Raw genomic sequence first — 13,233 nt, forward strand, 5'->3', positions numbered from 1 at the left:
GCTCAGCCCTTCACCAGGCCGGAGAAGCCCATGAAGGCCAGGGACATCAGTCCGGCGGTGATCAGCGCGATGGAGGCGCCCTGGAAGGGCAGCGGCACGTCGGCCGCGGTGACCCGCTCGCGCACCGCAGCGAACAGGGCCAGCACCAGCGAGAAGCCGACCGCGGCGCCGAAGCCGTACACCGCCGACTGCAGGAAGCCATGCTGTTCCTGGGTGTTGAGCAGGGCCACGCCGAGTACCGCGCAGTTGGTGGTGATCAGCGGCAGGAAGATGCCCAGCACCTGGTAGAGCACCGGGCTGGTCTTGTGCACCACCATCTCGGTGAACTGCACCACCACGGCGATCACCAGGATGAAGGTGATGGTGCGCAGGTACTCCAGGCCCAGCGGGGCGAGCAGGTATTCGTTGGCCAGATAGCTGCACACCGAGGACAGGGTCAGCACGAAGGTGGTGGCCAGCCCCATGCCCATGGCCGTCTCCAGCTTGCGCGACACGCCCATGAAAGGGCACAGGCCGAGAAACTTCACCAGCACGAAGTTGTTGACCAGGATGGTGCTGATCAGGATGAGCGCGTATTCAGCCATGTAGCGAGGTTACAGCCAACCGTTGTCCAATAACAGGTCATGGAATCTGATGTTATTCACCTGCTGCAGCGATCCCTACTTGACGCGCATGCCAGGTTCGGCGCCGGCATCCGGGCTGAGGATGAACAGCTCGCTGCCACCCGGGCCGGCGGCCAGCACCATGCCCTCGGAGACACCGAAGCGCATCTTGCGCGGCGCCAGGTTGGCGACCATCACCGTCAGCCGGCCCTCGAGAGCCTCGGGGTCATAGGCAGACTTGATGCCGGCGAAGACGTTGCGTGTCTCCCCGCCCAGGTCCAGGGTCAGGCGCAGCAGCTTGTCGGCGCCCTCCACCTGCTCGGCACGGACGATCCGCGCCACCCGCAGGTCGATCCTGGCGAAGTCCTCGAAGCCGATCTCGGGGGCGATGGGTTCGGGCGCCGGCGCAGAGGCCGGGGCCGGTGTCGCCTCCAGGCTCTCGCGGGAGGCCGCCAGCATGGCCTCGATGGCCGATTCCTCGACCCGGGTCATCAGCGGCCGGAACGGGGCGATAGTATGGCCGTTCAGCGGTTCGCCGATATTGACCCAGGTCATCGGTGGGATATTCAGGAAATCCTTGACGTTTTCTGCCATCGCCGGGAGCACCGGCGCCAGGTAGGTCATGAGCACGCGGAACAGGTTCAGTCCCTGGCTGTAGACCGCCTGGGCCTCGGCCTCGCGCCCCTCCTGCTTGGCCAGCACCCAGGGCTTCTGCTCGTCGATGTACTGGTTGGCGCGGTCGGCGAGGGTCATGATCTCGCGCATGGCATGGCCGAACTCGCGGGCCTCGTAGAGGCGGGCGATCTCCTCGCCGGCGCGCACGAAGGTGTCGTACAGTTCCTGGTCGGGCAGGGAATCGCTGAGCCGTCCCTTGCAGCGCTTGTTGATGAAACCGGCGCAGCGGCTGGCGATGTTGACCACCTTGCCGACCAGGTCGCTGTTCACGCGCTGGACGAAGTCCTCGAGGTTGAGGTCGATGTCGTCGATGCCGGAGCCGAGCTTGGCGGCGAAGTAGTAACGCAGGTATTCGGGATTCAGGTGGTCGAGGTAGGTGCGGGCCTTGATGAAGGTGCCGCGCGACTTGGACATCTTCTTGCCGTCCACGGTGAGGAAGCCGTGGGCGAAGATGGCGCTGGGGGTACGGAAACCGGCGCCGTGCAGCATGGCCGGCCAGAACAGGGCGTGGAAGTAGATGATGTCCTTGCCGATGAAGTGATACAGCTCGGCCTCGCTGCCGGGTTTCCAGTATTCGTCGAAGTCGATCCCCTCGCGCTCGCAGAGGTTCTTGAAGCTGGCCATGTAGCCGATCGGGGCGTCCAGCCAGACGTAGAAGTACTTGTCCTCGGTGCCGGGGATGCGGAAGCCGAAATAGGGGGCATCGCGCGAGATGTCCCATTCGCGCAGGCCCTCCTCGAACCATTCGCCGAGCTTGTTGCGGACCTCTTCCTGCAGGTGGCCGGCGCGGGTCCATTCGCGCAGCATGTCGTGGAAGTCCTGCAGGCGGAAGAAGTAGTGCAGCGATTCCTTTTCCACCGGGGTGGCGCCGGAGATGGCCGACACCGGGTTCTTCAGCTCGGTCGGCGAGTAGGTCGCGCCGCAGGCCTCGCAGGAGTCGCCGTACTGGTCGGCGGCGCCGCAGCGCGGGCATTCGCCCTTGATGAAACGGTCCGGCAGGAACATGCCCTTCTCCGGATCGTAGAGCTGGGTGATGGTGCGGGTGCTGATGTGGCCGCCCTCGCGCAGCCGCTCGAAGATGGTCTCGGCCAGCTCGCGGTTCTCCGCGGAATGGGTGCTGTGGTAGTTGTCGAAGCCGATGTGGAAATCGGCGAAGTCCGCGCGGTGTTCGCGGCCGACCCGCTCGATCAGCGCTTCCGGGGTGATGCCCTCGGCCTGGGCGCGGAGCATGATCGGCGTGCCGTGGGCGTCGTCGGCGCAGACGTAGTGGCAGCGGTGGCCGCGCAGCTTCTGGAAGCGCACCCAGATATCGGTCTGGATGTATTCCACCAGGTGGCCGATGTGGATCGGCCCGTTGGCATAGGGCAGGGCGCTGGTGACGAGGAGGGTACGGCTCGAATCGCTCATGGGTATCCTTGGCAAGCGTCTGATCTGTCGTGAAAACCGTGTAGTTTCTGGGTTATAGCGCGGAAAGAACGCGATTATGCCATATTAGCCCGCCTCATGGCCCCGCCGGGGCCGCCTGCGGGCAGCGCAACGGGAATTTGTGTACAATGCGCGGTCAGTTTTGCCGCCGGCCGGGTGCCATCCATCGCGCACCGCCGGCGCTCTCAAAGTCTTTCGGAGGTTCAGAATCATGGCAGAAGTATCCCAGGTTGAGTCCGCACTCAAGGCGTACATCGATCCCTACCTGGACAAGGATCTGGTCAGCGCCAAGTGCATCAAGGACATCAAGGTCGATGGCGGCAAGGTCAGCGTCGACGTGGTGTTGGGCTTCCCTGCCGAGGGCTATCGGGACGAGCTGGCCGCCAAGCTGAAGGAGCAGGTCGCCGCCCTGGAGGGCGTCGACGAGGTGCAGGTCGAGGTCAGCAGCAACATCGTCGCCCACGCCGTGCAGAAGGGCGTGGAGCCGATCAAGGGCATCAAGAACATCATCGCCGTGGCCTCCGGCAAGGGCGGCGTCGGCAAGTCCACCACCGCCGTCAACCTGGCCCTGGCGCTGTCCGCCGAGGGCGCCAAGGTCGGCCTGCTGGACGCCGACATCTACGGTCCCAGCCAGCCGCGGATGCTCGGTATCTCCGGCAAGCCGGAATCCAGGGATGGCAAGACCCTGGAACCGCTGGTCAGCTACCACATCCAGGCCATGTCCATCGGTTTCCTGGTCGACGAGGAGACGCCGATGATCTGGCGCGGGCCCATGGTGACCCAGGCCCTGCAGCAGCTGCTGGGCGACACCAACTGGGACGATCTCGACTACCTGGTCATCGACCTGCCGCCGGGTACCGGCGACACCCAGCTGACCCTGGCCCAGCAGGTGCCGGTCTCGGGCGCGGTGATCGTCACCACGCCCCAGGACATCGCCCTGCTCGACGCACGCAAGGGCCTGAAGATGTTCGAGAAGGTCGAGGTGCCGGTGCTGGGCATCGTGGAGAACATGAGCATCCACATCTGCTCCAACTGCGGTCACGAGGAACACATCTTCGGCGAGGGCGGTGGCGAGCGCATGGCCGAGCAGTACGACGTCGACTTCCTCGGCGCCCTGCCGCTGGACATCCGCATCCGCGAGGAGACCGATTCCGGCAAGCCGACCGTGGTCGCCGAGCCGGACAGCCGTATCGCCCAGATCTACCGGGACATCGCCCGCCGCACCGCGGCCAAGCTGTCGCAGCAGGCCAAGAACTACGCGGCCAAGTTCCCCAAGATCGTGATCCAGAACAACTGATTGGGATGCTGGCCACGAAACCCGCGAAAAGACTGAACATGTTTTCGTGTTCTTTCGTGGGTTTCGTGGCTATATCGACCACCAACTGATGTCCATCAAGTCCGACAAATGGATCCGCCGCATGGCGGAGCAGGAGGGGATGATCGAGCCCTTCGAGCCGAATCAGGTGCGCGAGCTGCACGGCGAGCGGGTGATCTCCTTCGGTACCTCCAGCTACGGCTACGACATCCGCTGCGCGGACGAATTCAAGATCTTCACCAACATCAACTCGGCCGTCGTCGATCCCAAGAACTTCTCCGAGGACAGCTTCGTCGACGTCAAGTCCGACGTCTGCATCATCCCCCCCAACTCCTTCGCCCTGGCGCGCACCGTGGAGTATTTCCGCATCCCGCGCAGCGTGCTCACCGTCTGTCTCGGCAAGTCGACCTATGCCCGCTGCGGCATCATCGTCAATGTCACCCCGCTGGAGCCTGAGTGGGAGGGGCACGTCACCCTGGAGTTCTCCAACACCACCCCCCTGCCGGCCAAGGTCTACGCCAACGAGGGTGTGGCCCAGGTGCTGTTCTTCGAGTCCGACGAGGTCTGCGACACCTCCTACGGTGACCGTTCCGGCAAGTACCAGGGACAGACCGGGGTCACCCTGCCCAAGGCCTGAGCCCCGGCGTTGATTTGTCCGCCACTGCCCCCATCTCCCTGAACACGGAGGGACGGATGGCCGTCCCGTGCATGGTCATTGTGCAGTCAGAGGGAGTCAGGCTCATGAGAAAACTGGAACAGAACGAGTGGAAGGCCTATTTCGACCGCATCGCCCGGGGGCTGGGCACGGAACAGGCCGAGATCGAGGTGGCCGGGCTGGACATCGGTGATCAGCTCGAGGCGGACCGGGCGCTGTTCATCGGCATCGACTATGACCCCAAGGACGATGTCGTCGAGGTGGCGGTCTCCGGCCTGGATCATCTGATCCGCCAGCCGCGGGAGATCTACGTCGATGAGGATCCGGCCGAGGGGCTGCGCTCTCTGGAGGTGGTCGACGCCGACGGCCACAAGCACATCGTTCAGCTCAAGGCCCCGCTGCGGCTGCCGGCCCCCTGAACGGGCAGCGCACCCTCCCGCCGGCCTTCATTCGCCATCCGTGAAGCGGAAGGCCGTGAGCTGGCTGAGGTAGACCAGCCCGTCCTCGTGCTCGATCTGCTCCAGCTGGACCGGCAGGTAGCCGAGCGCCGGGGCGCACCACAGATAGGTGGTGCGGTCCTGGTCCTTGCGCAGCCGCTGCAGCTTGATTGCGGGGTAGTCGCCGCCCGGTAGCCGGACACTCTCCTCCCCGATAATGCGGAACTCGAAGGTCTTGAGTCGGCCGCCGTCGGCGATGGCGTAACGCAGCTCGCGCCGTTCCTGCTGCAGATCGAGCATCAGCGCCAGCTGGACCGACAGCTTGTCCAGGGTTCCGGGGGGAATGTCCATCCTCCAGGCATGGCCGGCGACGTCGTTGGTGACCTGGCCCTGTGCCCAGTCGAAGCTGAGCCGGGCATGGCGTTCCTTGCGACCGCCGCTGCGGTCGAAGCGATACTCGATCGGTCGCAGCCGGCCGTCCAGCAGTTCGAATTCACTGCTCTCGCTCAGCCGGTCGCTGCGGAACAGGATGCCGATGCCGATCGGGCGGGTGTGCGAGCTGAGGCGATAGCGCCCATCGCCGAGCCGCTCCAGCTGCAGCCGCTGTTCGCCGATCGTCAGCCGGTTGACCTTCAGTCGGTAGACCGCCTCGAAGGGGCGCAGCTCGCTCTCCGCGCGGACCGCCTGAAGGGGGGCGAGCAGGGCCAGCAGGACACCGGCCAGCAGGTTGAAGAGGGCGGGAAGTCGGTTGTCTCGCATGTCGTCCCCAGAGGTGACCCGTGGATGCTGCCATACTGCCGCAGCCGGGCTGAATCCGGGCTGAACGCTCCAACCCTTGGTGCAATATGCGGGCTAGGGCTTTAACACCACACCAATCGCGGCCTGGAGGCCGCTCCTACAACATATTGTGCCGCCACGCCCCGTAGGAGCGGCCTCCAGGCCGCGATGCTCGGAGTCAATCGTACAGGTACATGTAACCCGCCCAAGGGGCCTTTCATGGCCATATCGTCCCTGTATTACAGCACGAACCCCCTTCATGCGCGCCGCCCTGGTGCAATATCCGGGCTAGCAGCCTGTCGGACTTAGGCGATCGTAGCGAGCAGGGTGGGAGAACGAGAACGAATCTTCACGATTTCGAGGCGCATAGTGGGCACTACGCAACGAGAAATCGGGGAGATTCGGGCCGCTCTCCCACCCGCGCAGTAGATCAGTCCTGAGTCCGACAGGCTGCTAGCTCCTAGCCCCCAGCTCCTGCTCTGCGGCAAGCCGTGCCGCCTCGTGCAGCGGTTTCCCGTCCAGCAGCAGGCGCTCGCCGTCATCCAGGCGGATGCGTCCCTCGGCGAACCAGCGGATGGCCTCCGGGTAGAGACGGTGTTCCTGTTCCAGCACCCGCGCCGCCAGCCGCTCGGGGTCGTCGCCCGGCCGGACCGGCACCACCACCTGCAGGAACACCGGCCCGCCGTCCAGCTCCTCGGTGACGAAGTGCACGCTGGCACCGTGCTCGGTCTCGCCGGCCTCCAGGGCGCGGCGGTGGGTGTCGAGGCCGCGGAAGCGCGGCAGCAGTGAGGGATGGATGTTCAGCAGCCGCCCGCGGTAGTGGCGCACGAAGGCGGGGGAGAGGATACGCATGAAGCCGGCCAGCACCACCAGAGCAGGATGGTAGCTGTCGATCAGCTCGGCCAGCGCCCGGTCATAGGCCTCCCGGTCGGCAAAGCCCCCATGTTCCAGGACCCGGGTCTCGATGCCGGCGGCGCGGGCCCGCTCCAGACCGGCGGCGTCCGCCCGGTTGCTGATCACGGCGCGGATCTCCACCGGCAGCCTGCCGCTGGCGGCTTCATCGATGATCGACTGCAGGTTGCTGCCGCGCCCCGAGATCAGGATCACGATGGGACACTTTTCTTTGTCGTCGCTCATGTTCGAATAGCCACGGAACCCACGGAATCCACGGAAAAGTGTTTTGTATTCACGGCGCCGCGCGTAGCGCGTGCGCCGCAATAAACATTTCCGTGGATTCCGTGGCCAATTCTCCTTTACAGAATCTGGACTTCGCCGTCGCCGGGAACGATCTCGCCGATCCGCCAGGCCGTCTCGCCTGCAGCGTTGAGCTGGTCGATGGCCGTCTCGGCGTCGGCCGCGGCGACGGCGAGCACCATGCCGACCCCGCAGTTGAAGGTACGGTACATCTCGGCGGCCGCCACCTTGCCCTGCGTCTGCAGCCAGTCGAACACCGCCGGCCGCTGCCAGCTCGATGCCTCGATCCGCGCCCGGCAGCCCTTGGGCAGCACCCGCGGCAGGTTCTCCGGCAGGCCGCCACCGGTGATGTGGGCCAGGGCGTGCACCTCGATGCTCTCGAACAGTTCGAGCAGGGGCTTGACGTAGATGCGGGTCGGTGCCAGCAGGGCCGCGCCCAGGGTACTGTCGCCCAGCGGCAGGTCGAGGCCGGCGCCGCTGACCTCGAGGATCTTGCGGATCAGCGAATAGCCGTTGGAATGCGGGCCACTGGAGGCCAGACCGATGAGGGTATCTCCGGGCGCCACCCGGCTGCCGTCGATCAGCCGCTCCTTTTCCACCACGCCCACCGAGAAGCCGGCCAGGTCGTAGTCACCCTCGCCGTACATGCCCGGCATCTCGGCGGTCTCGCCGCCGATCAGCGCCGCGCCGGCCCGGCGGCAGCCCTCGGCGATGCCCTGGATGACGCGGCTGGCGACCTCCAGTTCCAGCCGGCCGGTGGCATAGTAGTCGAGAAAGAACAGCGGTTCGGCACCGGTGACCACGATGTCGTTGACGCACATGGCGACCAGATCGATGCCGATACCATCGTGCTGGCCGCTGTCGATGGCCAGTTTCAGCTTGGTGCCGACGCCGTCGGTGCCCGAGACCAGCACCGGCTGGCGGTAGCGGTCGAGGGGTAGCTCGAACAGGCCGCCGAAGCCGCCGAGGCCGCCCAGCACGCCGGGACGGTGGGTGGCTTTCACAGCCGGCTTGATGCGTTCGACCAGCTCGTTGCCGGCATCGATGTCGACGCCGGCGTCCCGGTAGCTGAGGGAGGGACCTGATTGTTCGGAAGTCACTGACGGCTCCAGTTCTGTTGGCGGTGGACGGCGCGGCCGTCGCCGGGGAATCTGTGCTATTTTAGCGCGGGTGCGCGGCCCCGGGACCGGCCTGGCGGTCCGTGCATGATAATCCAAGCGAGCGGTCGAGGTCCGCCTTTTGGGAAGCTTTTTCATGTCGCCTGCGTTTTCCGTGTTCCCGGCCCCGCTCCGGCGTGGTGCCGTCCTGCTGCTGCTGGCCTGTCTCCTGGCCGGCCTGCTGCCGGCCGCCCGCGCGGTCACCCTGGAGCGGCTGTTCGATGTCGCTTTGCCGGTGGCGGACCGCAGCCCGGAGGCGCGCCAGACGGCCCTCGGCGAAGCCATGCGCCAGTTGCTGGTGCGCCTGACTGGCGAGCGCCGCCCCGAGCTGCTGGGTGGCACCGAGGCCCTGCTGCGCGAACCCGGCCGCTATGTGCAGCAGTTCCGCTATCGGCTGCAGCCGCCGGCCGGCGAGGAGCTGCCCCCCGAGCTGCGTCTGGAGGTCCATTTCGACGGTGCCGCGCTGGAGGAGCAGCTGCGCCGGCGTGGCATCCCGCTGTGGGGCCGGGAGCGGCCCGCGGTGCTGCTCTGGCTGGCGGTGGAAGAGCCCGGCCGGCGTTATCTGGCGGCTGCCGACAGTTCTCCGGAGATAGGCGTGGCGGTCGAGACCCTGGCCGAGCAGCGCGGTCTGCCCCTGCTCTTCCCGTTGCTCGATCTCGAGGACCAGGCCCGGGTGCGTTTCACCGACGTCTGGGGCGGTTTCCTCGATCAGGTGGTCGCGGCCTCAGCGCGCTATGCCGCGCCGGTGATCCTCATCGGGCGGGTGCGGCAGCTGGCACCCGCCAGCTGGACGGGGCGCTGGACGCTGCGTTTCCAGGGTGGGGTGCAGCAATGGCAGAGCGACGGCATCAGCCTCGGCGAGGCGGTTGCGGGGGGGCTGTCGACGTTGGCCGACCAGCTGGCCCTGCGCCTGGCGGTGCGTTCCCTGGCCACCGGCAGCGGGCGACTGTCGCTGCGCGTGGAGGGGGTCGACAGCCTGCAGGGCTATGCCCGGGTGCGACGCTACCTGGAGGGCCTGGCCCCGGTGCGCGGCCTGCGTCTGCTGCGGGTCGAGGCGGACCGTCTCGAACTCCGGCTCGAGTTGGACGGCGACCCCGGCCAGCTGACTCGGCTGGTGGCGGCGGGTGAGGTGCTGGCACCCGTGCCCGGCGAGGGGAGCGTCGCGGCCTATCGGCTGCTGCCCTGAGGGCAGGGGCCGGGGTACTGCCGGGCGGAGGGGGAACTGCGATGCGGGCACGCGACATCCCGAACATGATCACCGTCATGCGCTTCCTGCTGGTGCCGCCTGTGGTCTGGCTGCTCCTCGAGGGGCGTTTTGCGGCGGCGCTGTTGCTGTTTCTGGTGGCGGGGGTCTCCGATGGGGTGGATGGTTTCCTCGCCAAGCACTACGGCTGGACCAGCCGCATCGGGGGGCTGCTCGATCCGCTGGCCGACAAGTTCCTGCTGGTCTCCTGTTTCGTCACCCTCGGCTGGCTGGGGGTCATTCCCCTCTGGCTGGTGATCGTGGTGGTGTTGCGCGACCTGATCATTCTCGCGGGTGCCCTGGCCTACCACTTCCGGGTCGAGCGGCTCATCGCCGAGCCGAGCATCATCAGCAAGCTCAACACCCTGAGTCAGATCCTGCTGGTGCTGGCGGTGCTCTATGACCGGGGGATCGCCGCCCTGCCGGAAAGCTGGCTGGCGGTGCTGGTCTATTCCGTGCTGGCGACCACCCTGCTGAGCGGCATCGACTACGTCTGGACCTGGGGCTGGCGGGCCTGGAACAAGAGGCATGGCACGGGGGGGGCTCAATGACCACCTCGCAGCAATGGCTGTGGCTGGCCGGTCTGCTGCTCGCTGGCTGGCTGGTCTATCTGCTGGCGCCGGTGCTGGCACCCTTTCTCACCGCGGCCCTGTTCGCCTATCTCGGTGATCCGGTGGCCGACCGCCTGGAGCGGTACATGCCGCGTGCCCTGGCGGTAAGCCTGGTGTTCATTTCCATGCTGCTGGTGGTGCTGGGGCTGCTGCTGTTCCTGATCCCGGCGCTGGAGAACCAGGTGACGACCTTCGTGCACCGTCTGCCGGATTACATCGACTGGCTGCAGCAGCGTCTGTTGCCGGGGCTCGGTGCCTGGCTGGGTCTGGAGCCCGACCAGCTGCTGGACACCGTCCGCCTGAAGCAGGCGCTGGCCGCCTACTGGACCCAGGCCGGCGGCCTGGCCGCGACCCTGATGCGGGCGGTGTCCACCTCCGGCATGGCGCTGGCCGGCTGGCTGGCCAACCTGGTGCTGATCCCGGTGGTCAGCTTCTATCTGCTGCGTGACTGGGACCGGATGCTGGAGCACATCCGGGCGATGCTGCCGCGCCACCTGGAGCCGCAACTGGTGCGGCTGGCACGGGAGGTGGACGAGGTGCTGGGCGCCTTTCTGCGAGGCCAGTTCATGGTCATGCTGGCCCTGGGCTGTGTCTATGCGACCGGGCTCTGGCTGGTCGGGCTCGATCTGGCGCTGTTCTTCGGCATGCTGGCCGGCATGGTCAGCTTCGTGCCCTACCTGGGCTTCATCATCGGCATCCTCGCGGCCGGTGGCGCGGCCCTGGTGCAGTTCCACGAGTTCGCGCCGGTGCTCGGGGTGCTGGCGGTGTTCGGTGTCGGCCAGTTGCTGGAATCCTTTCTGCTCACCCCCTGGCTGGTCGGCGACCGCATCGGCCTGCACCCGGTGGCGGTGATCTTCGCCGTGCTCGCCGGTGGCCAGCTGTTCGGTTTCGTCGGCGTGCTGCTCGGGCTGCCGGTGGCGGCGGCGATCATGGTGCTGCTGCGCCATCTCCACCGCCACTACCTGGCCAGCGATCTCTATGCCCCCCGGGGTGACGGCACACCATGAGCCGGCAACTGCCGCTGGGCATCCGCCTCTCAGGCCAGGCCCGTTTCGAGACCTTCCATCCCGGTCCGAACGCCGAGGCCGTGGCAGCCGTGCGCCGCCTGGCGAGCGGCGAGGAGGGCGGCGGCCTCTATCTCTGGGGGGCGCCCGGCAGCGGTCGCAGCCATCTGCTGCAGGCCGCCTGCCGGGCGGCCGGCGAGGCCGTCTACCTGCCACTGGCCAGCCTGTGCCCGTTGGGCGTCGGGGCCTTGGACGGCGTGGAGCACAGCGGTCTGGTGTGTCTCGACGAGCTGGAGGCGGTGGCCGGCGAGGCGGACTGGGAGCGTGCCCTGTTCGATCTCTTCAACCGCGTCCGGGAAGGTGGCGGCCGACTGCTGGCTGCCGCCGGCGACCGCCCCGAGCGTATCGGCCTGGGCTTGCCGGATCTGGTGTCACGCCTCGGCTGGGGGCTGGTCTACGGCCTCAAGCCGTTGGACGATGCCGGGCGCATCGAGGCCCTGCGCCTGCACGCCGCGGCCCGCGGGCTGGAGCTGCCGGAGGAGGTCGGCCGCTATCTGATCCGCCGCTGGCCGCGCGATCTGACGGTGCTGGGGGCACTGCTGGAGGAGCTGGACCGGGCCTCGCTGGTCGCCCAGCGGCGGCTGACGGTGCCCTTCGTCAAGGCGGTGCTGGAGCCTCCGCGAGCGGAGGGCGACTGAGGGCCGCCGGACGGCGCTGCCGCTCAGGGCCGGGTGTCGCGCACGTAGCGGATGCCGCCGACGAACCAGAGCAGGCTGAGGCCGATCTCGAGCAGCGCCAGCCAGCGGTCGGCCGGGGTGCTGTAGGCCTCCAGCACGCCATGGGTGAAATAGCCGAGGGCCAGGAACAGGCTCCATTTCACGGTGTAGCGCCGGCCATGCAGCAGGCCGCGCAGGGGCAGCAGCAGGGGGCCGCCGAGCAGCAGCAGCACGAAGGCGGCGGGCAGCCGTGGCGAGGGTGACAGCCAGCCGTACCAGAGCACCAGCAGGGCGAGGATGCCGAGCTCGCCGCTCAGCACCGCGGCCAGTGCGGCACGCCTGCGGTTCACGGCCGGCCTTGCAGCCGCGCCGTGGTCTCGGCCAGGCGCTGTCCGAGGGCGCGGCACAGGCGCTGTTCCGCATCGCTGAGCGGCAGCGAGCTGTCGGTGCCGGCCAGGTGACTGGGGCCGTAGGGCGTGCCGCCGCTGCTGGTGTGCAGCAGGTCGGTCTCGCTGTAGGGCAGACCGAGGAGCAGCATGCCGTGATGCAGCAGGGGCAGCATCATGCTGATCAGCGTGGTCTCCTGGCCGCCGTGCAGGCTGGAGGTGGAGGTGAACACCGCCGCCGGGCGGCCGATCAGGGCACCTTCCAGCCACAGGCTGCTGGTACTGTCGATAAAGTGCTTGAGCGGCGCGGCCATGTTGCCGAAGCGGGTCGGGCTGCCGAGCGCCAGGGCGGCACATTCGCGCAGGTCGTCCAGGGTGGCGTAGGGTGGGCCGGCGGCCGGGATCTCGTCCTCCACCGCCTCGCATACCGTCGATACCTCGGGTACGGTTCGCAGCCGGGCCTGCATGCCCGCTACCTGTTCGATGCCGCGGGCGATGAGCCGGGCCATGTCGGCGGTGGCGCCGTGACGGCTGTAATAGAGCACCAGGATCTCGGCCATCAGAGGATCTCCAGGACCTGTTCCGGCGGCCGGCCGATGGCCGCCCGCCCGGCGGCGAGCACGATGGGCCGCTCGATCAGTTTGGGATGCTCGTGCAGGATGCGGATCAGCTGCGCCTGGTCCAGAGACTCGTCGTCGGCACCGCTGGTGCGGTATTCGGCCTCCTTGCGGCGCATCAGTTGGCGCGGTTCCAGACCCAGGCGCTCGAGGATCTCCTTCAGCTCGGCGGGGCTGGGCGGGGTCTTCAGGTATTCGACCACCTCGGGTTCGATCCCCCGTTCCCGGAGCAACTGCAGTGTCTGGCGCGACTTGCTGCAGCGAGGATTGTGGTAGATGACGACCTTATCGTGCATGTGACGGTTCTCCGCGGGTTGGCGAGGCCCTGGCCCGGCAGTTGCCATCGGGGCAGAGCGGTGAGGGATTATAGCCGCATATTGCGCCAAGGCGGTTCCTGTGGATGAGCTTCGATGCGCAAT

15 protein-coding genes are annotated in these 13,233 nt (G+C 67.3%); 7 read left to right on the top strand and 8 right to left on the bottom strand.

Translation table 11 applies throughout. The features are described from left to right. Positions 1–2 precede the first annotated feature (2 nt). Both rsxA and metG read right to left on the bottom strand, forming a co-directional pair. The gene (rsxA, locus tag QVG61_RS02890) at positions 3–584 is read right to left on the bottom strand and encodes an electron transport complex subunit RsxA (protein ID WP_289931825.1); all 582 of its coding nucleotides are present in this window, start codon (positions 582–584) and stop codon (positions 3–5) included. A 75-nt stretch (positions 585–659) separates the two neighbouring features. Then, on the bottom strand, positions 660–2,684 hold the full coding sequence (gene metG, locus QVG61_RS02895; protein ID WP_289931826.1) for a methionine--tRNA ligase: 2,025 nt from the start codon (positions 2,682–2,684) through the stop codon (positions 660–662). Between the two features lie 229 nt (positions 2,685–2,913). On the opposite strand from metG, the gene apbC reads away from it, so the two are divergent. The 3 genes from apbC (at position 2,914) to QVG61_RS02910 (ending at position 5,091) form a co-directional block, all read left to right on the top strand. Next, positions 2,914–3,999 (top strand): iron-sulfur cluster carrier protein ApbC, encoded by a 1,086-nt coding sequence (gene apbC, locus QVG61_RS02900; protein ID WP_289931827.1) that lies wholly within the window; start codon positions 2,914–2,916, stop codon positions 3,997–3,999. Positions 4,000–4,087: 88 nt separating this feature from the next. Beyond that, the gene (gene dcd, locus QVG61_RS02905; protein WP_289931828.1) at positions 4,088–4,654 is read left to right on the top strand and encodes a dCTP deaminase; all 567 of its coding nucleotides are present in this window, start codon (positions 4,088–4,090) and stop codon (positions 4,652–4,654) included. A 104-nt stretch (positions 4,655–4,758) separates the two neighbouring features. Continuing rightward, complete coding sequence (locus QVG61_RS02910) at positions 4,759–5,091, top strand: DUF5335 domain-containing protein (RefSeq protein ID WP_289931829.1); 333 nt, start codon at positions 4,759–4,761, stop codon at positions 5,089–5,091. 27 nt (positions 5,092–5,118) lie between these two features. Here QVG61_RS02910 and QVG61_RS02915 read toward each other — a convergent pair whose 3' ends face one another. The 3 genes from QVG61_RS02915 to purM form a co-directional block, all read right to left on the bottom strand. Further along, the gene (locus QVG61_RS02915; protein ID WP_289931830.1) at positions 5,119–5,868 is read right to left on the bottom strand and encodes a DUF3108 domain-containing protein; all 750 of its coding nucleotides are present in this window, start codon (positions 5,866–5,868) and stop codon (positions 5,119–5,121) included. Positions 5,869–6,339: 471 nt separating this feature from the next. After that, entirely contained in the window at positions 6,340–7,023 is a 684-nt protein-coding gene (gene purN, locus QVG61_RS02920; protein WP_289931831.1) for a phosphoribosylglycinamide formyltransferase, read from the bottom strand. A gap of 116 nt (positions 7,024–7,139) precedes the next feature. After that, entirely contained in the window at positions 7,140–8,180 is a 1,041-nt protein-coding gene (purM, locus tag QVG61_RS02925; RefSeq protein ID WP_289931832.1) for a phosphoribosylformylglycinamidine cyclo-ligase, read from the bottom strand. 154 nt (positions 8,181–8,334) lie between these two features. Here purM and QVG61_RS02930 point away from each other — a divergent pair, with 154 nt between their 5' ends. Genes QVG61_RS02930 through hda form a run of 4 tightly spaced genes read left to right on the top strand, consistent with a single transcriptional unit; the run spans position 8,335 to position 11,793 of the window. After that, a complete protein-coding gene (locus QVG61_RS02930) occupies positions 8,335–9,423 on the top strand; it encodes a DUF2066 domain-containing protein (RefSeq protein WP_289931833.1) in 1,089 nt (362 codons plus the stop codon). Positions 9,424–9,464: 41 nt separating this feature from the next. Next, complete coding sequence (locus tag QVG61_RS02935; RefSeq protein ID WP_289931834.1) at positions 9,465–10,031, top strand: CDP-alcohol phosphatidyltransferase family protein; 567 nt, start codon at positions 9,465–9,467, stop codon at positions 10,029–10,031. Continuing rightward, the gene (locus tag QVG61_RS02940; RefSeq protein ID WP_289931835.1) at positions 10,028–11,098 is read left to right on the top strand and encodes an AI-2E family transporter; all 1,071 of its coding nucleotides are present in this window, start codon (positions 10,028–10,030) and stop codon (positions 11,096–11,098) included. The genes QVG61_RS02935 and QVG61_RS02940 overlap by 4 nt, the downstream gene beginning before the upstream one ends. Then, positions 11,095–11,793 (top strand): DnaA regulatory inactivator Hda, encoded by a 699-nt coding sequence (hda, locus tag QVG61_RS02945; protein WP_289931836.1) that lies wholly within the window; start codon positions 11,095–11,097, stop codon positions 11,791–11,793. Before QVG61_RS02940 ends, hda begins: the two co-directional genes overlap by 4 nt. A 23-nt stretch (positions 11,794–11,816) precedes the next feature. Here hda and QVG61_RS02950 read toward each other — a convergent pair whose 3' ends face one another. Genes QVG61_RS02950 through arsC form a run of 3 tightly spaced genes read right to left on the bottom strand, consistent with a single transcriptional unit; the run spans position 11,817 to position 13,110 of the window. Beyond that, positions 11,817–12,161 carry a DUF2069 domain-containing protein gene (locus QVG61_RS02950; protein WP_289931837.1) on the bottom strand — a complete coding sequence of 115 codons (345 nt, stop codon included), beginning with the start codon at positions 12,159–12,161 and terminating at the stop codon, positions 11,817–11,819. Beyond that, the gene (wrbA, locus tag QVG61_RS02955; protein ID WP_289931838.1) at positions 12,158–12,757 is read right to left on the bottom strand and encodes an NAD(P)H:quinone oxidoreductase; all 600 of its coding nucleotides are present in this window, start codon (positions 12,755–12,757) and stop codon (positions 12,158–12,160) included. Before wrbA ends, QVG61_RS02950 begins: the two co-directional genes overlap by 4 nt. Further along, positions 12,757–13,110, bottom strand: a complete 354-nt coding sequence (gene arsC, locus QVG61_RS02960) for an arsenate reductase (glutaredoxin) (RefSeq protein ID WP_289931839.1) — start codon at positions 13,108–13,110, stop codon at positions 12,757–12,759. Before arsC ends, wrbA begins: the two co-directional genes overlap by 1 nt. Positions 13,111–13,233: the final 123 nt, after the last annotated feature.

Source organism: Thiohalobacter sp. IOR34, assembly GCF_030406045.1.
GTDB lineage: Bacteria > Pseudomonadota > Gammaproteobacteria > Thiohalobacterales > Thiohalobacteraceae.

Excerpts from the sequence above, each read along its gene's own strand:
- QVG61_RS02930 (WP_289931833.1), top strand. The coding sequence starts at position 8,335 with ATGTCGCCTGCGTTTTCCGTGTTCCCGGCCCCGCTCCGGCGTGGTGCC.
- apbC (WP_289931827.1), top strand. The coding sequence starts at position 2,914 with ATGGCAGAAGTATCCCAGGTTGAGTCCGCACTCAAGGCGTACATCGAT.
- arsC (WP_289931839.1), bottom strand. The coding sequence starts at position 13,110 with ATGCACGATAAGGTCGTCATCTACCACAATCCTCGCTGCAGCAAGTCG.
- metG (WP_289931826.1), bottom strand. The coding sequence starts at position 2,684 with ATGAGCGATTCGAGCCGTACCCTCCTCGTCACCAGCGCCCTGCCCTAT.
- QVG61_RS02910 (WP_289931829.1), top strand. The coding sequence starts at position 4,759 with ATGAGAAAACTGGAACAGAACGAGTGGAAGGCCTATTTCGACCGCATC.
- QVG61_RS02935 (WP_289931834.1), top strand. The coding sequence starts at position 9,465 with ATGCGGGCACGCGACATCCCGAACATGATCACCGTCATGCGCTTCCTG.
- QVG61_RS02940 (WP_289931835.1), top strand. The coding sequence starts at position 10,028 with ATGACCACCTCGCAGCAATGGCTGTGGCTGGCCGGTCTGCTGCTCGCT.
- purN (WP_289931831.1), bottom strand. The coding sequence starts at position 7,023 with ATGAGCGACGACAAAGAAAAGTGTCCCATCGTGATCCTGATCTCGGGG.
- dcd (WP_289931828.1), top strand. The coding sequence starts at position 4,088 with ATGTCCATCAAGTCCGACAAATGGATCCGCCGCATGGCGGAGCAGGAG.
- rsxA (WP_289931825.1), bottom strand. The coding sequence starts at position 584 with ATGGCTGAATACGCGCTCATCCTGATCAGCACCATCCTGGTCAACAAC.
- QVG61_RS02915 (WP_289931830.1), bottom strand. The coding sequence starts at position 5,868 with ATGCGAGACAACCGACTTCCCGCCCTCTTCAACCTGCTGGCCGGTGTC.
- hda (WP_289931836.1), top strand. The coding sequence starts at position 11,095 with ATGAGCCGGCAACTGCCGCTGGGCATCCGCCTCTCAGGCCAGGCCCGT.
- wrbA (WP_289931838.1), bottom strand. The coding sequence starts at position 12,757 with ATGGCCGAGATCCTGGTGCTCTATTACAGCCGTCACGGCGCCACCGCC.